14 protein-coding genes are annotated in these 15,962 nt (G+C 62.4%); 5 read left to right on the top strand and 9 right to left on the bottom strand.

The features are described 5' to 3' along the window. Nucleotides 1–148 precede the first annotated feature (148 nt). The 5 genes from BHD07_RS21650 to BHD07_RS21630 are packed head-to-tail and all read left to right on the top strand — an operon-like array spanning nucleotide 149 to nucleotide 5,612. Nucleotides 149–2,041 carry a peptidylprolyl isomerase gene (locus BHD07_RS21650; protein ID WP_338283034.1) on the top strand — a complete coding sequence of 631 codons (1,893 nt, stop codon included), beginning with the start codon at nucleotides 149–151 and terminating at the stop codon, nucleotides 2,039–2,041. Between the two features lie 18 nt (nucleotides 2,042–2,059). Beyond that, a complete protein-coding gene (gene trpD, locus BHD07_RS21645; protein ID WP_338283033.1) occupies nucleotides 2,060–3,073 on the top strand; it encodes an anthranilate phosphoribosyltransferase in 1,014 nt (337 codons plus the stop codon). Between the two features lie 9 nt (nucleotides 3,074–3,082). Next, the gene (gene trpC, locus BHD07_RS21640; protein ID WP_338283032.1) at nucleotides 3,083–3,898 is read left to right on the top strand and encodes an indole-3-glycerol phosphate synthase TrpC; all 816 of its coding nucleotides are present in this window, start codon (nucleotides 3,083–3,085) and stop codon (nucleotides 3,896–3,898) included. After that, on the top strand, nucleotides 3,898–4,392 hold the full coding sequence (moaC, locus tag BHD07_RS21635) for a cyclic pyranopterin monophosphate synthase MoaC (protein WP_275597921.1): 495 nt from the start codon (nucleotides 3,898–3,900) through the stop codon (nucleotides 4,390–4,392). The genes trpC and moaC overlap by 1 nt, the downstream gene beginning before the upstream one ends. After that, a complete protein-coding gene (locus BHD07_RS21630) occupies nucleotides 4,392–5,612 on the top strand; it encodes a molybdopterin molybdotransferase MoeA (RefSeq protein ID WP_338283031.1) in 1,221 nt (406 codons plus the stop codon). The genes moaC and BHD07_RS21630 overlap by 1 nt, the downstream gene beginning before the upstream one ends. 58 nt (nucleotides 5,613–5,670) lie before the next feature. Here the strand turns inward: BHD07_RS21630 and BHD07_RS21625 are convergent, their stop codons facing one another. From BHD07_RS21625 to pcsA, 9 genes are all read right to left on the bottom strand, one after another. Continuing rightward, on the bottom strand, nucleotides 5,671–6,261 hold the full coding sequence (locus tag BHD07_RS21625; RefSeq protein WP_338283030.1) for a hypothetical protein: 591 nt from the start codon (nucleotides 6,259–6,261) through the stop codon (nucleotides 5,671–5,673). Nucleotides 6,262–6,386: 125 nt separating this feature from the next. After that, nucleotides 6,387–7,679: a hemolysin family protein gene (locus BHD07_RS21620; RefSeq protein WP_338283029.1), complete on the bottom strand. Its 1,293-nt coding sequence runs from the start codon at nucleotides 7,677–7,679 to the stop codon at nucleotides 6,387–6,389. A gap of 648 nt (nucleotides 7,680–8,327) precedes the next feature. Next, the gene (locus tag BHD07_RS21615; RefSeq protein ID WP_018094988.1) at nucleotides 8,328–9,077 is read right to left on the bottom strand and encodes a FadR/GntR family transcriptional regulator; all 750 of its coding nucleotides are present in this window, start codon (nucleotides 9,075–9,077) and stop codon (nucleotides 8,328–8,330) included. Nucleotides 9,078–9,253: 176 nt separating this feature from the next. Beyond that, nucleotides 9,254–10,324, bottom strand: coding sequence for a BMP family ABC transporter substrate-binding protein (locus tag BHD07_RS21610; protein WP_018094989.1), 1,071 nt, complete (start codon nucleotides 10,322–10,324; stop codon nucleotides 9,254–9,256). Nucleotides 10,325–10,370: 46 nt separating this feature from the next. Continuing rightward, complete coding sequence (locus BHD07_RS21605; RefSeq protein WP_338283028.1) at nucleotides 10,371–11,291, bottom strand: ABC transporter permease; 921 nt, start codon at nucleotides 11,289–11,291, stop codon at nucleotides 10,371–10,373. After that, nucleotides 11,291–12,385 carry an ABC transporter permease gene (locus BHD07_RS21600; protein WP_338283027.1) on the bottom strand — a complete coding sequence of 365 codons (1,095 nt, stop codon included), beginning with the start codon at nucleotides 12,383–12,385 and terminating at the stop codon, nucleotides 11,291–11,293. Before BHD07_RS21600 ends, BHD07_RS21605 begins: the two co-directional genes overlap by 1 nt. Beyond that, the gene (locus BHD07_RS21595; RefSeq protein ID WP_338283026.1) at nucleotides 12,375–13,961 is read right to left on the bottom strand and encodes an ABC transporter ATP-binding protein; all 1,587 of its coding nucleotides are present in this window, start codon (nucleotides 13,959–13,961) and stop codon (nucleotides 12,375–12,377) included. The genes BHD07_RS21600 and BHD07_RS21595 overlap by 11 nt, the downstream gene beginning before the upstream one ends. A gap of 144 nt (nucleotides 13,962–14,105) precedes the next feature. Continuing rightward, nucleotides 14,106–15,083, bottom strand: coding sequence for a quinone oxidoreductase family protein (locus BHD07_RS21590; RefSeq protein WP_100673212.1), 978 nt, complete (start codon nucleotides 15,081–15,083; stop codon nucleotides 14,106–14,108). A 53-nt stretch (nucleotides 15,084–15,136) separates the two neighbouring features. Then, the gene (gene pcsA, locus BHD07_RS21585) at nucleotides 15,137–15,862 is read right to left on the bottom strand and encodes a phosphatidylcholine synthase (protein ID WP_100673211.1); all 726 of its coding nucleotides are present in this window, start codon (nucleotides 15,860–15,862) and stop codon (nucleotides 15,137–15,139) included. Between the last annotated feature and the right edge of the window lie 100 nt (nucleotides 15,863–15,962).

Here is a 15,962-nt window from a genome sequence, read left to right as displayed (position 1 = left end):
TGCGCGCTGTCATGGTGATGGGGTGGCAAGTTCAACTCCGCCGGCGGCAATTTGCGACGAACCGGCCTTCAATTCCTCTCTGGTTTGTTCTAAGGAACGAATTCATTCGGCGTAATGCCGACGCATCCCAACGAGGTTTTCTGCCCCCATGCTCGACTCCCTGAGAAACGCTGCCCAGACCCGGGTCGTCAAAGGCCTGCTGGCCCTTCTCATCCTCTCATTCATGGTGTGGGGTGGTCAGACGTTGATGGTGCCAAGCACTCCCAATGCGGTCGTTACCGTCGGCGACATCAAGGTATCGGCGAGCGACTTTCGCCTGGCTTACGAACGGCAGATCGCCCTGCTCTCGCGCCAGCTCGGTACGCCTTTGTCGCGCCAGCAGGCACAAGCCTTCGGCGTCGAGAACCAGGTCTACGCCCAGCTCGTCGCCGGTGCCGCCCTCGACCAGCTCGCTACCGACATGAATCTCGGTCTTTCGGAAGACAGGCTTGCGCGGCTGATCGGCGAAGACCCGGCCTTCCATGGAGTCAACGGGCAGTTCGACCGGCTGACATTTTCGAGCGTGCTGCGCAATGCCGGGCTGACCGAGCAGGATTACATCAACAACCGCAGCCAGGTCGCGGTTCGATCGCAGATCGTCGATGCGCTCACGGATGGTTACACGGCGCCCAAGGTACTCGTCGAAGCCATTGGCAAATACCGCCACGAGACGCGCACGATCGACTATCTGCTGCTTTCCAACGCAAATATCGATGCGGTCAAAACGCCGGGCGACGAGGTGCTCGCGCCCTGGTTCGAAAGCCGCAAGGCGAACTATCGCGCTCCGGAATACCGCAAGATCAGCTACATCAAGCTGGAGCCCGAGGACTTGGCCGCACCCGACGCCGTAACGGAGGAAGAGCTTCGCGCCGATTATGAGAAGCGCAAGGAGAGCTACCGCACGCCGGCAACGAGGACGGTCGAGCAGCTCACCTTCCCCTCGCGCGAGGCCGCCGATGCCGCGGCCGCCAAGCTTGCCGCCGGCACGTCCTTCGACGATCTGGTCAAGGCCGAGGGCAAGACGTCGGCAGATGTACTCCTCGGCGACTTCACCAAGGATCGCATGCCCGACGCAAAGATTGCCGACGCAGCCTTTGCCGTTGCCCAGGATGGCGGCACCACGCCCGTCGTCGAAGGTGCATTCGGCCCGGTCATCCTGCGCGTAACCAACATCCGGCCCGATGCGGTTCGCAGCTTTGACGAAGTCAAGGAAGAACTGCGCAAGGAAATCGCCCTCGACGCCGCCCGCGAGCAGCTCGTCGGCCTTCATGACAAGATCGAAGATGAACGCGCCGGCGGCGTGACCGTCAAGGAGATCGCCGAACAGCTGAAGCTCAAGCTCGTCACCGTCGACGCGGTCGACGCTTCCGGCAAGGATCAAAACGGCGACGAAGTTAAGGACCTTCCGGAACCGCGCGCCCTTCTCCAGGAAGTCTTCAAGGCTGACGTCGGAACGGATACCCTTGCCGTCAATATCGGGCGCGACGGCTCCGCATGGTTCGATGTCGAGGAAATCATTCCGGCGCGGGACCGGACGCTTGACGAAGTTCGCGACGAAGTGGCCGCCGACTGGACTGCGGAGCAGCAGCGCGCGGCACTGGCCGCCAAGGCGAAGGAACTCAAGGAACGTATCGAGAAGGGCGCCAAGCTCGCCGATATCGCAAGCGAACTCGGCCTTGTCGTCGAGACCAAGACCGGGCTGACCCGCGCGACCAACGATGCGAGCCTCAGCCCTGCCGCGGTGATCGCGGCCTTCGGCGGCCCGAACGGCCATGTCGCCAATGCCCCGGGGATCGGCGGCGATGGCCAGGTGCTCATGCAGGTTACGGCGGTCGAAGAGAAAGCGCCTGCCGACGCCCTCGACAACGACAGCAGCCAGATCGATGCGATTGCGCGCGCGAGCGGTGACGACATCCTGGATCAGATGGTCTCCACCTTGCAAACTGCCTACGGCGTTTCGATCAACCAGTCGCTTGCCGAAACGGCCCTGGCGCAACGGTGACGACGGAGAAGCGAACCCATGAGTGATTTGAAACCGTTCGTCGCGAAGGTCGCAGGGCGCGAGGCACTGAGTCGCGAGGATGCGCGCGCGGCCTTCGAGATCATCATGTCCGGAGCCGCCACCCCATCGCAGATCGGCGGTTTTCTGATGGCGCTCCGGGTGCGCGGCGAAACGGTCGACGAGATCGTGGGCGCGGTCGGCGCGATGCGCGCACGCATGTTGCCCGTGGAAGCGCCTGACGGAGCGATCGACATCGTCGGCACGGGCGGCGACGGTGCCGGTACCTACAACATTTCCACACTCGCCGCGCTGATCGTCGCGGGTGCCGGTGTACCGGTCGCCAAGCATGGCAACCGCGCGCTCAGCTCGAAGTCCGGAACGGCCGATGCGCTCTCCTGCCTCGGGGTCAATCTCGATATCGGACCCGCGACAATCTCGCGCTGTATTGCCGAGGCCGGTCTCGGCTTCATGTTCGCCCAGCAGCACCATTCGGCCATGCGCCACGTCGGACCGACGCGGGTGGAACTTGGAACGAGGACCATCTTCAACCTGCTCGGCCCCCTGGCCAATCCCGCCGGCGTCAGGCAGCAGCTCGTCGGCGTCTATGCGCCGCAATGGGTCGACCCGCTCGCGGAAGTGCTCCGCGATCTCGGTTCGCAAAGCGTCTGGGTCGTGCATGGCGAAGGGCTCGACGAGATCACCACGACCGGCGTGACCAAAGTGGCGGCGCTCAAGGACGGCACGATCACCAACTTCGAGCTGACGCCGGCCGATTTCGGCCTCGAACGCGTGTCGCTCGATGCCTTGAAGGGCGGAGACGGAGCCCACAATGCCGCTGCGTTGCAGGCCGTTCTCGACGGCGCGGAAAATGCCTACCGGGACATTTCCCTTGCGAATGCCGCCGCGTCGTTGATGATAGCAGGGCGCGCCAGGGACCTGTCCGAAGGCATGGCGCTGGCCCGGCAATCGCTTTCGAGCGGCGGTGCCAAGGTCGCCTTGCAGCGGTTGATCACCGTCTCGAACGCGGCTTGAGGAGAAGACATGACGGACATCCTGCGCCGCATCGAAGCCTATAAGCGAGAGGAGATCGCCGCTGCGAAAGCGCGCGTTCCGCTCGAAGAGTTGAAGGCGCGGGCCGCCGATCAGTCGGCGCCGCGCGGTTTCCACGCCGCGCTTGTGGCCCGGCGGGAAAAAGGCCAGTTCGGGCTGATCGCCGAAATCAAGAAGGCGAGCCCCTCGAAGGGTTTGATCCGGCCCGATTTCGACCCTCCGGAACTGGCGAAGGCCTATGCCGCGGGCGGCGCTGCCTGCCTCTCCGTCCTGACCGACGCGCCGAGCTTCCAGGGTGCGCCGGAGTTCCTGACGAAGGCACGCGAGGCCTGCCCGCTCCCGGCTCTGCGCAAGGACTTCATGTTCGACACCTATCAGGTTTTCGAAGCGCGCGCCTGGGGCGCCGATTGCATACTGCTGATCATGGCTTCGCTTGGCGACGATGATGCGCGCCGGCTGGAAGAAGCCGCGTTTACACTCGGCATGGATGTCCTCGTCGAAGTACACGACGCGGAGGAGATGGAGCGAGCACTTCGCCTGTCATCGCCGCTCATCGGGATCAACAACCGTAATCTCAGGACGTTCGAGGTCAACCTCGCCGTCTCCGAACGGCTCGCGGCAATGGTTTCCTCAGACCGTCTCCTGGTCGGCGAAAGCGGCGTTTTCACCCACGAAGACTGCCGGCGCCTCGAGAAGAGCGGGATTACGACCTTCCTGGTCGGTGAAAGCCTGATGAGGAAGGACGACGTGGAGGCGGCGACGCGCGCGCTGCTGACCGGCTCGGCAAATATCCTGGCGGCAGAGTGATGAGCGGGCCGACCCTCACCCATATAGACAGCGCCGGCGAAGCCCGCATGGTCGATGTCGGCGACAAGGCCGAGACGGTCCGCATCGCTGTCGCGGAGGGCTTCGTCAGGATGAAGCCGGAGACGCTGACACTCATTCGCGAAGGAAATGCCAAGAAGGGCGACGTGATCGCGACCGCCCGGCTGGCGGGCATCATGGCCGCCAAGCAGACATCCAGCCTCATTCCGCTCTGCCATCCCTTGATGCTGACGAAAGTGTCCGTCGATATTATGCCGGATGACGCCCTTCCCGGGTTGCGTGTCGAAGCGATGGCGAAGCTGACCGGACGGACGGGTGTCGAAATGGAGGCGTTGACCGCCGTCAGCGTAGCCTGCCTGACGATATACGACATGGCCAAGGCCGCTGACCGGGAAATGGAAATCTCCGGCGTGCGGCTGGTCAGCAAGTCGGGCGGGCGTTCCGGCGATTATCACCGCGGGGGAGAGATGCGCTGATGTCGCTTCTTTCGGTCGAGGAAGCACTTCAGAGGATTTTGGCCAGGGCCAATCCGCTGCAACGGACGGAGCGCGTTTCGCTGCAGGAATGCCTCGGAAGGGTGCTCTCCGAGAACGTAGCGGCCAAGCTGACTCACCCCCCTTTCGACAACTCCGCGATGGATGGTTATGCAGTCCGCCACGAGGATATCGCCGAAGTCGGAGCGGAGCTCTCCGTTATCGGCCAGTCGGCCGCAGGACACCGTTTTCGCGGCGAGGTGAAGGGCGGGGAAGCCGTACGCATCTTTACCGGCGCGCCGGTACCTGCAGGCGCCGATACCGTCATCATTCAGGAAGACACGGAAAAACTGCCGGACGGACGCATCCGCACCCTGTTTGCGCCGGCAAAGGGCCGCCACATCCGTTTGGCGGGCCAGGATTTCCTGGCAGGTGACGTCGCGCTTTCCGCCGGAAGCGCGCTCGATGCCGGCCGCCTGACGCTCGCGGCCGGGATGAATCATCAGGACCTGCCGGTTTTCTCGCGAACCAAGGTTGCAATCATCGCCACGGGCGACGAATTGTTGCCGCCGGGAAGTACCCTCGGCCCCGACCAGATCATCGCTTCCAACAGTTTCGGGATCGCTGCGGTTGCCCGCGAAAATGGGGCCGAAGTTCTTGATCTCGGCATTGTCGGCGACGATCGGACGGCGATCGCCAGCGCCGTCGCCAAGGCACAGGCAGCCCAGGTGGACGTGCTGGTAACACTCGGAGGAGCCTCGGTCGGCGATCACGATCTCGTCCAGTCGACGCTTCTCGGCTGTGGCATGACGCTGGACTTTTGGCGCATCGCCATGCGACCGGGAAAACCGCTGATGGTCGGCGATCTCGACGGCGTCACGGTGCTCGGCCTTCCCGGAAACCCGGTTTCGAGCCTCGTCTGCGCCCTGCTCTTCCTCGAGCCTTTGACGCGCAAGCTTTCGCATCTTCCGCCCCGTTCGAGACTGGTCGATGCACGGCTTGCCGCAACGCTACCGGCCAATGACCGGCGCCAGGATTATATACGTGCCCGCCTCACGCTCGAGGCGGACGGTTCGCTCGTGGCGCATCCCTTCCCGCGGCAGGATTCGTCCATGGTCAGCGTTTTCGCGCAGTCCGACGGGTTGATCGTGCGGCGACCGGGTGCTCCCGAAGCCGCAAGCGGAGAGGCATGCAGGGTTTTCAGGCTCAGAGATCCCGCCTGACTTGCGTTGGACCTAATTGAAATGCCCCCGAATCGGCGAAGAAGGCTGGAGAGCTGAGCTACGGCGCCCTGCCCGCGGGAGGTTTTTCCTGCGCCGCTTTCCGAAACAACAAGGCCGATGCGACCCAGAGCATTACGAACAAGGCATTGACGCCAAGGATCTCCAGCGGCGGACTTGCCGGGTAACCCATCCCTGCGGCTACCGCGACCGCGGCGACCAGCGCCTGCGCGAGCGCCGTTGCGAAGAAAGCGCGTGCCATTCCGGCCGGTTGAAAGCGCGCAATGAAGGCGCTGATGATGCCGAACGCCAGCACCCCGCCATAGAGGGGGTTGGCGGGGTCATCCTCGGTCCCGATGATGCCAACGGCGAGATTCGCCCACACCAGGAGGAATGCTGTCGCCAGCGCAAGGCCGACGGCTGCGCGGTATGCGTTGCCGGCAGAGAACCTCGCCGACGCCTCATAGACGCCGCCTGCGGCGATCAGCATGGCTCCGAAGACAGCGAAATCGGCGACATCCCAGGCCACTTCCTCCGTGACTTGCATTGCGAGCAAGGGCAGCAGCATAAGCGCCGCGGCCGCGCCCCACGCCGCTCTCCTCCAGAGTCTCCCGCGTCCCTTACGATTTTCCGCCTTCGCCGCCATCTGCATCGCCCGCGCGCATTCACCTCGACTACTTCCAAGCGGATCGCGGTGATTTTAGGTCGGATCGACCTGAAATCATGAATGTGATCGATTCCGATGAGTCGAGACGCGGGATGTCGCGGAAAACCGCGTCATGAAAGTGTTTCACCGGCCCGGCTGACGAGGATCTTGTCGATGCGTCGGCCGTCCATGTCGATCACCTCGAAGCGGTAGCCGTGGGCCTCGGCGGTGTCGCCCTCCTCCGGAGTCTTGCGCAACTGCTGCACCAGGAAGCCGGCTATGGTTTCGAAATCGCCGTCCGCTTCGATTCCATCGATGCCGATCTGGAGGTGAATTTCATCGATCGGCGTCCGTCCGTCTACGATATAGCTGCCGTCGTCGCGCTGGCGAATGAGAGCGTGTTCGGAATTATCATAATTCGACGGGATGACGCCGACGATTGCCTCCAGGATGTCGGCGGTGGTGATGATCCCCTCCGTGCTCCCGTATTCGTCGACAATCATCGCCATATTGATGCTGGACGACTTGAAGGCTTCGAGAGCCTTCAGACAGGAGGCCGTCTCCGGCAGGGTAAGAATTTCGCGGACATAATCGCGGATGTTGAAGGGCGCGGCCGGCGCAACATTCAATATTTCCTTGGTAAGGACCGCGCCGATGACATCACCCGATGGGCCGTCGATCACCGGGTAGCGCGAGTGGCCGAATTGCCGGATCTTCTGTCCGATCGTCTCCAGGCTGTCGTGAACGTCGATGAAACCGACCTCTGTGCGGTGGGTCATGATCGATTTGACGTTGCGATCGCCGAGGCGGATGATTCGCCGCAGCATCTCGTGCTCGCTCTTCTCGATGGCGCCGCTTTCGACGCCTTCCGCCATGATCGCCTGCACTTCCTCTTCGGTGACGCGATCGGAATCCTCCGGCCTCATGCCCATGAGCCGCATCGCAATAGAGGCCGCCGTTTCGAAAATAAAAACGACCGGCGCTGCGATACGGGAAAGCAGCGCCATCGGACCGGCGACGAACATGGCCAGCCCTTCCGGATTTCGCAGCGCCAGCTGCTTGGGGATGAGCTCGCCGATGACCACCGACAGAAATGTAATCAGCGTGACGACGAGTGCGACCGCGACGGTGTCGCCGTAAGGGCTGATCCAACCGATGTCGTTCAGGAACGGAGCAATCTTTGCCGCGATCGTCGCGCCGCCATAGGCGCCCGCGAGGATGCCGACAAGGGTGATGCCGACCTGCACCGTCGACAGGAACTTGCCCGGATCCTCGGCGAGCGTGAGCGCGGCCTCCGCGCGCCGGTTACCCTGCTTCACCATCTGACGAAGCAGCGGCTTGCTTGCCGAGACGATTGCCATTTCCGACAACGCGAAGAAAGCGTTGATCAAGAGCAGAATGAAAATGACAAGAAGCTCGAACATAGTCTCCGGTTCACCGTTGAAAAAAGGGCCGCCGCGCGACTGCCCGCTTCCCAGATAGGCTAAGCCGCATGGTCGGGCAAGGCCACCAGCAGGAATTCACGACCGGGCGCCGGAGCCTGGATCACGATGTTCTGAGGTCGGCTCGACCTAAAAGCATGAACGTAAGTTAGCGGGAAGCGTCTCATAAGACGCGCGGCGCTGTAGGAAACGTATCGGAGGACTGCAACCTCTCCTCCCCTCATCCCTGTGCTCGTCACAGGGATCCAGCAGCGCCGCGTCCGCGGCGCGGGAAGCGTTCTTTCAGCCCAAGGACTTGGTCTGGCTGGATTCCTGTGACAAGCACAGGAATGAGGACCGGGGATGTGCGCCTATTGCAACATTCGCTGCGAATAATGCGAGGGATGATCGACCTGCGACGCGAGAAACGCGCCGAGGGCCGCACCCTCTCCGCCCCCTGTGCTCGTCACAGCGATCCAGCAGCGCTGCGTCCGCGGCGCGGGAAGCGTTCTTTCAGCCCAAGGACTTGGTCTGGCTGGATGCCTGTGACGAGCACAGGAATGAGGAAGTCAAAAAAAGCGCGGCGGGTGTCCCGAATCTCAACAGGCCTTAGAAGGCCGCTGTCTTGTCAAAGTGTTTGAGGGCCTTCGGTCAGGCTTCTGCACCGCCGCCGCTTAGCGCCTGACGGATACGCGCACGCCCCACCTTGATCACATGCTCCATCGCCAGGCGTGCAGCCGCTTCGTCGCGTTTGCCGATCGCCTCGACGATGCGGATATGGTTGCGCGCAACTTCGTCGATGCCGCCCTTCTCGGCTGTCGGCGAACTGAGCTTGAACACGCCCACAAGAGCTGCCTCGATCAAGCCCCCGACGGTACGCAGAAAGGGATTGCCGGATGCTTCGATGACCGAGAGATGGAACTTGAGGTCCGCTACGGCGAGGCTCTCGGGGGTGTGATTCGCCTCGCCCATGGCGACGGCGAGCCGCATCATCCCCGCGATTTCCGCATCCGATGCGTTTCTTGCCGCCAGTGCCGCAGCATGGGTCTCGAAGGCAAGCCGTACCTCGCTCAGATGGTAGAGAAAGTCCTCATCGACGCCGCAGGCGAAATGCCAGGTGAGAATGTCGCTGTCGAAAAGATTCCATTCCTTTCGGGGCGTGACGCGCGTGCCGATCCTGGCGCGCGGAACGATCATGCCCTTGGCGGCAAGCGTCTTCATCGCTTCGCGCAGTACCGTCCGCGAGACGCGGAAACGGAGCGCCAGTTCAGGATCTCCGGGGAGAATGCTGCCGACCGGGAACTCGCCCGAAACGATCGCCTTGCCGAGCTGATCCACGACCTGTGCATGGCTCGTCCGCTTCGGCGTGCCGGATATCACGGTCTCAAGCACGCTCTTCAACCACTCCTCCCCAGGGAAACTCCTCATCGTCAGCGTGATTCTTGCCGGCGACGATCAACACTAGATCGAATAGGCGATTCCTGAAAGGCCTGCGGAGAGTTGCAGGCAGGCCGTCGGACTATAGAAAACCCCGCGCACGAGGCGCGGGGTTGCAATTGCCGTGTTCGGGCGTTCGATTATTGCGGCAGCTTGTCGTCTACGCCTTCGACATAGAAGTTCATGCCGAGCAGCGTCGCGTCGTCGGCGGTCTCGCCCTCTTTCAGCCACGGGCTGCCATCCTGCTTGTTGAGCGGACCGGTGAACGGCTTCAGTTCGCCGGACTTGATTTTCGCCTCCGTCGCTTCCGCCATCGCCTTCACGTCATCGGGCATGTTGGTGTAGGGCGCCATGGTCAGGATGCCGTCCTTCAGGCCGTCCCAGCTCGAAGTCGTCGACCATGTTCCATCGAGGAAGGCCTTGGTCCGCTTCACATAGTAGGCGCCCCAGGTATCGACGATCGCAGTCAATTGCGTCTGCGGGCCGGCGGCAATCATGTCGGATGCCTGGCCGAAAGCCTTGATACCGCGCTCGGCTGCGACCTGCATCGGCGCGGTCGTGTCGGTATGCTGAGTGATGATATCGACGCCCTGGTCGATGAGCGCCTTGGCGGCGTCCGCTTCCTTGCCCGGATCAAACCAGGTGTTCGCCCATACGACCTTGATCTTGAAGTCCGGATTGACCGCCCGGGCACCGATGACGAAGGCGTTGATGCCCATCACCACCTCGGGAATCGGGAAGGAGGCGATGTAGCCGGCAACGCCCTTTTCCGACATTTTCGCGGCGATCTGGCCTTGGATGTAGCGGCCTTCGTAGAAACGGCTGTTATAGGTGGCCACGTTCGGCGCGGTCTTGTAGCCGGTCGCGTGCTCGAACTTCACATCCGGGAACTTGCCGGCGATCTTGATCGTCGCATCCATGAACCCGAAGGACGTGGTGAAAATCAGACCACAGCCGGAACGCGCCAGGCGCTCGATCGCGCGTTCGGCGTCCGGACCTTCCGGCACGTTTTCCAGGAACTGCGTTTCGATCTTGTCGCCGAGTTCCTTTTCGAGCTCCTGGCGGCCGATGTCGTGGGCCTGGGTCCAGCCGCCGTCTGTCTTCGAGCCGACATAGATGAAGCAGATCTTTGCCTTCTCCTGAGCGCTTGCAGCCGGCGCGATACCGAGCACGGCGACGGTGGTTGCGAGGGCGACGAGTAGTTTTTTCATTTTTAACCTCTGTCGGTTTGAGAAATGTCCGTCTGGCTGTTGTTCTTCACCGGTCCGGCACAAACGGCTTGCCGAGCGATGCCGGCGTATTGATCAGGGTCATACGCCGGTTATGCGATATGAGAATGAGTACGACAATCGTTGCGAGATAGGGAAGCGCAGTGAGGAACTGCGACGGAATGCCGATGCCGAAAGCCTGCGCATGAAGCTGGCTTATCGAGACGGCTCCGAAGAGATATCCTCCGGCGACCACGCGCCAGGGCCGCCAGGAGGCAAAAACCACCAATGCCAGCGCGATCCAGCCGCGGCCGGCCGACATGTTCTCCACCCATTGAGGCGTGTAGACGAGCGACAATTGCGCGCCGGCAAGTCCGGCGCAGGCGCCGCCGAACAGAACGGCCAGGTAGCGTGTGCGAATGACGTTCACGCCGAGGGCGTGGGCCGAGGCGTGGCTGTCGCCCACCGCCCGCAACTTCAAACCCGCACGGCTCCGGAACAGAAACAGATGGACGCCCACCACGATCGCGACCGACGCATAGAATATGGCGTCCTGCCGAAACAAAAGCGGTCCGACGACCGGTATCTTCGACAGGAGCGGAACTGCGATCGGCTGCAGCTTGATACCCTGCATCCCGAGAAAACTTTCTCCGACCATCCCGGAAACGCCGAGCCCGAGGAGCGTGAGCGCCAGGCCGGTCGCTACCTGGTTGGCAACGAGCGTCAGCGTCAGGAAGCCGAACAGCAGCGAAAACACGGCGCCGGCAGCGATGCCGGCAAGAATTCCCACATAGGGCGAGCCGCTGAGCTGCGTCGCCGCGAAGGCGCAGACAGCTCCCATGATCAGCATGCCTTCGACGCCGAGGTTGAGCACGCCGGACCGTTCGGCGACGAGCTCGCCCAGGGCGGCGAGGACCAGTGGCGTCGCAGCCGTGATGACGCTTAAGAGGATTGCTTCGACTATGCCCATCAGTGCGCCTCTTCCGTCTTGACCGCTGCGAAGCGATCCCACACCAGCCTGATGCGATAGTGAATGAGCGCGTCGCACGACAGCACGAAGAACAGCAGCAGCCCCTGGAAGACGCGCGTCACCTTGTCGGATACGCCGATCGAAAGCTGCGCGGCCTCGCCGCCGAGATAAGTCAACGCCAGGACGAGACCGGCGGCCACGATTCCGAGCGGATTGAGCCGGCCGAGGAACGCGACGATGATGGCGGTGAAGCCGTAACCGGGCGAGATCACCGGACGCAGCTGCTGCATGGCTCCGCTCACTTCCGAAATGCCGGCGAGCCCCGCCAGCGCGCCGGAAAACAGCATCGAGAACCAGATCATCCTGCGCGAGGAAAAGCCGGCAAAGCGCCCTGCCCGCTCGGATTGGCCGAGAACGGTGATTTCGAATCCCTTCAACGTATAGCGCATCATGAACCACACCAGCACCGCCGCGATGATCGCGAAGGCAAAACCCCAATGCGTACGCCCCGAGGCGAGCATTTCGGGAAGGACAGCGTCCGCGCCGAACGTTCGCGTTTCCGGGAAGTTCATACCTTGAGGGTTGCGCCAAGGGCCACGCACGAGCCAGTCGAGAAAGAGCTGGGCCACATAGACCAGCATCAGACTCGTCAAGATCTCGTTCGTATTCATATGCGCCTTCAGGAAGGCCGGTATCGCGGCGAAGAGCGCTCCACCGAGCATGCCGAGAAGCATCATCAGCGGCAATATCAACGGCGACTGCCAATCGTAGAAGAGTACCGGGAGGGCCGAGCCGGCGATTGCGCCCATGATGAACTGCCCTTCTGCGCCGATGTTCCAGTTGTTGGAGCGGAAGCAGACGGAGAGCCCGACGCCGATCAGGACCAGTGGCGCCGCCTTGATCGCGAGTTCATGCAGCGACCAGACCTCGCTCAGCGGCTCCACGAAGAAGCTGTAGAGCGCGGTCGCCGGATTCTTGCCGAGCAATGCGAACATCACGCCGCCGAAGATGATGGTCAGCGCAAAAGCGATGAACGGCGAGAGGATGGAAAACAGCGTCGAGGCCTTCGCGCGCTTTTCGAGTTCAATGCGCATGCGCTGCTCCCGTACCTTCCGCCCGGCCTTCCGATCGGCCATACATGCCGCCCATCAACAGGCCGATCTTTTCGCGCGAAAGTTCACGGGCCGGATAGGGATCGGAGAGACGCCCGTCGCTTATGACGGCAATCTCGGTCGCCACTTCGAATATTTCATCGAGGTCCTGACTGATGACAAGGACAGCGGATCCCGCTTTTGCGAGATCGACCAGGGCCTGACGGATACGGCTCGCCGCTCCGGCGTCGACGCCCCAAGTGGGCTGGTTGACGACGAGCACGGCCGGCTGACGGTCGAGTTCCCGTCCGACGATAAACTTCTGCAGATTGCCGCCGGAGAGTGATCCGGCCGGCGGATCCTCGCCGCTCTTGCGCACGTCCATCGCCTCGGCAATCCGCTTCGTCGCCGCCTGGACGGCGCCGTGGCGGATGATCTTCAGTGCGCCGCCGCCGAGAAAAGCCCGTCGATCCGATTGGTTGCGCGCGAGCACGAGATTGTCGGAGAGCGACAGCGCCGAGACCGCGGCGTGCCCATGGCGCTCCTCCGGCACGAAACCGGCGCCCATCAGACGGCGGGCATTGATGTTCCTGGTCCCCACCGGCCGCTGGCGGATCTGGATGGCATTGTCGTCGGCGACCGGATATTCGCCCGAAAGCGCATCGAAGAGCTCGCTCTGCCCGTTGCCGGCCACACCGGCGATCGCGAGCACCTCGCCTGCCCTGACCTTGAGACAGATGTTCTTCAAGGAGACCGCAAAGGGCGTGCGCGCCGCGACGGAAAGATGCCGCGCCTCCAACTGCACGTCGCCTCTGGTGCTCGTTCCCTCCGGCGTCACGACGGCAACGTCGCTGCCTACCATCATGCGTGCAAGAGAGGCGGGCGTTTCCGCGCGCGGATCGCAGGCGCCGGTTACCTTGCCGTGTCTCAGCACCGTCGCGCGGTCGCAGATGCGCTGCACTTCCTCGAGACGATGGCTGATATAAAGGACGGAACGCCCCTCCGATCGCAATTTCTGCAGCGTCTCGAAAAGGCGGTCCGCTTCCTGGGGCGTCAGCACCGAAGTCGGTTCGTCGAGGATGATGAGCTGCGGGTTCTGCAGGAGAGCCCGGACGATTTCGATCCGCTGCCTTTCTCCGACCGAGAGATCGGCGACGTGCGCCTTCGGATCGAGCGGCAGGCCATAGATGCGCGACAGCCGTGACGCTTCCTCGGCAACCCGGGCAAGCGAAACCGACCTGTCCATTGAAAGGGCGATATTCTCGGCGACTGTCAGCGCCTCGAACAGAGAGAAATGCTGAAAGACCATGCCTATGCCGAGCCGGCGGGCGTCGCTCGGGCTGCCGATGCGAACATTCGACCCCTGCCACATGATCTCGCCGGCGCTCGGCGCGAGCACGCCGAACAGCATCTTCACCAGCGTCGACTTTCCCGCGCCGTTCTCGCCGAGCAGCGCTTGGATTTCTCCGGGTTCTATCTGCAGATCGATTGCATTGCAGGCCGCGAACGAGCCGAACAATTTCGTAAGGTTGCGAACGGCCAGCAGCGGGCCGCTCGCGGTTTGTCCCTTTTCAGGCACGCTGCCCTCTTCCCCTCTTCGATCCCCGCTCGCCATACTGCACGTTCCTTTGATCGTACCCGATCAATCGACAAGAACCTGCAGCCACGTGAAGACTACGGCGACCTTCGCGTCCGATAAGACGCCGGCGCCGTAAGGCCTCTGTCAGGGAATCAGCAATGTCGTTCCACTTGTTTTTCTTGTTTCGAGATCCGTATGCGCCCGACCGGCTTCGGCGAGCGGATAGGTCTGATTGATATTGATACGCACTTTGTTGCTTTGCACAACATCAAACAGGGAATTTGCACATGCCTCCAGGGCCGGCCGGGTCGCGACATACGTGAAGAGCGTCGGGCGCGTCGCATAGAGCGCGCCCTTCTGCGCCAGGATACCGATGTTGAAAGCATCCACCGGCCCGGAGGAATTGCCGAAACTGGCCCAGAGGCCGCGCGGCTTCAGGCAGTCGAGCGAGGCCGGATAGGTGTCGCGCCCAACGGAATCGTAGACGACATCGACGCCGCGCCCGCCGGTCAAGTCCTTGACGCGCTCCACGAAATTGTCCGTGCGGTAGTTGATGACGTGGTCGTAACCATGGGCAAGAGCCAGATCGATCTTCTCCTGCGATCCGGCTGTTCCGATCACCGTCGCACCAAGTGCCTTGGCCCACTGCCCCGCAATGAGCCCGACGCCGCCGGCGGCGGCGTGAAAGAGCAAGGTCGTCTCCGGGCCTACCTTGAAGGTCTGGTTGAGAAGGTATTGCGCGGTCATGCCCTTGAGCATCATCGCAGCCGCCGTCTCCAGGCTGATTCCGTCCGGCACCTTCAAGAGTTGCGAGGCGTCTACGTTGCGCTCGCTGGCATAGGCGCCGTCAGCGGATGCATAGGCGACGCGGTCGCCGACCGAAAACATGCTGACCCCATCGCCCACCGCAGTCACTACCCCGGCGCCTTCCTTGCCCGGAACGAAGGGAAGTCCGGTCGCCGACTTGTAAAGGCCGGTGCGAAAATAGACGTCGATGAAGTTGAGGCCGATCGCCACCTGCCGGATCTGCACTTCGCCGGGTCCGGGCGCCGCAAGCGTCACGCCCTCCATCTTCAGAACTTCCGGTCCGCCAAGTTCGCGAACGACGATCGCCTGTGCCATGTCCAACTCCTAATCGATTGCGATGATTTCGGGCCGAGCCTGACCGATCGCGCTCAGGCACGCCCGAGTTTCGGGAATATCTGCAGTATGAAACCGATGACGTAGAGGTAAAGCCCGGTTGCCACGACGCCCACCACAACCCAGGGCGGGGTCTTGAAATGCAGGAGCAAGGCATACATGCCGAGCACCGACCAGATGAGAAAGACGCCGAGATTGAGCGGCCTCAGCCTTTTCACACGCACCGGATGCAGGAAGTTGATGGGCAGGAACGTCAAAATCACGGAGAGGAAGACGACAATCGATGCAGTGACTTCGCTCGCCTGGATCACAAAAAGGGTGAAGACGACCATGTTCCAGACGACCGGAAATCCGGAGAAGAAATACTCATCCGTCTTCATCCCCATATCCGCATAGTAGATAGCGCTCGAAACCACGATCGCTCCGGCGGCCACGAACGACCAGGGTTCGCCGATCATGCCGCTCTGGTAGAGCGCGAAGGCCGGCAGCAGCACATAGGTCACGTAGTCGATGACGTTGTCGAGCGTATCGCCGGACCAGTTGGGCAGCACCTCCTTGACCTGGACCTTGCGGGCGATCGGCCCGTCGATGCCGTCGACGAGCAAGGCCAGACCGAGCCACCAGAACATGTCGACGAAGCGGTGCTCTGCCGCAGCGACGACGCCGAGAAAGGCCAGGAACGATCCGGACGCTGTAAGGATATGCACGGAAAAGGCGCGGATTTCCGCGTAAGGAACGCGTCTGTAATTGAAGAACTTCATGTGCGAAGCTGCCCTGTCCCTTGTCCCGGTCCCTCTGCGCCGCCAGTCAGCCGCTATTTCAGCACCGGCACCACTTTGGCCGTAATATGCACCGTTTGCC

The sequence above is a fragment of the Sinorhizobium sp. KGO-5 genome, from assembly GCF_036245905.1.
GTDB lineage: Bacteria > Pseudomonadota > Alphaproteobacteria > Rhizobiales > Rhizobiaceae > Sinorhizobium > Sinorhizobium meliloti_A.
The sequence above is the reverse complement of the archived record's forward strand: the minus strand, read 5'-3'. Positions and strand labels throughout refer to the sequence as shown.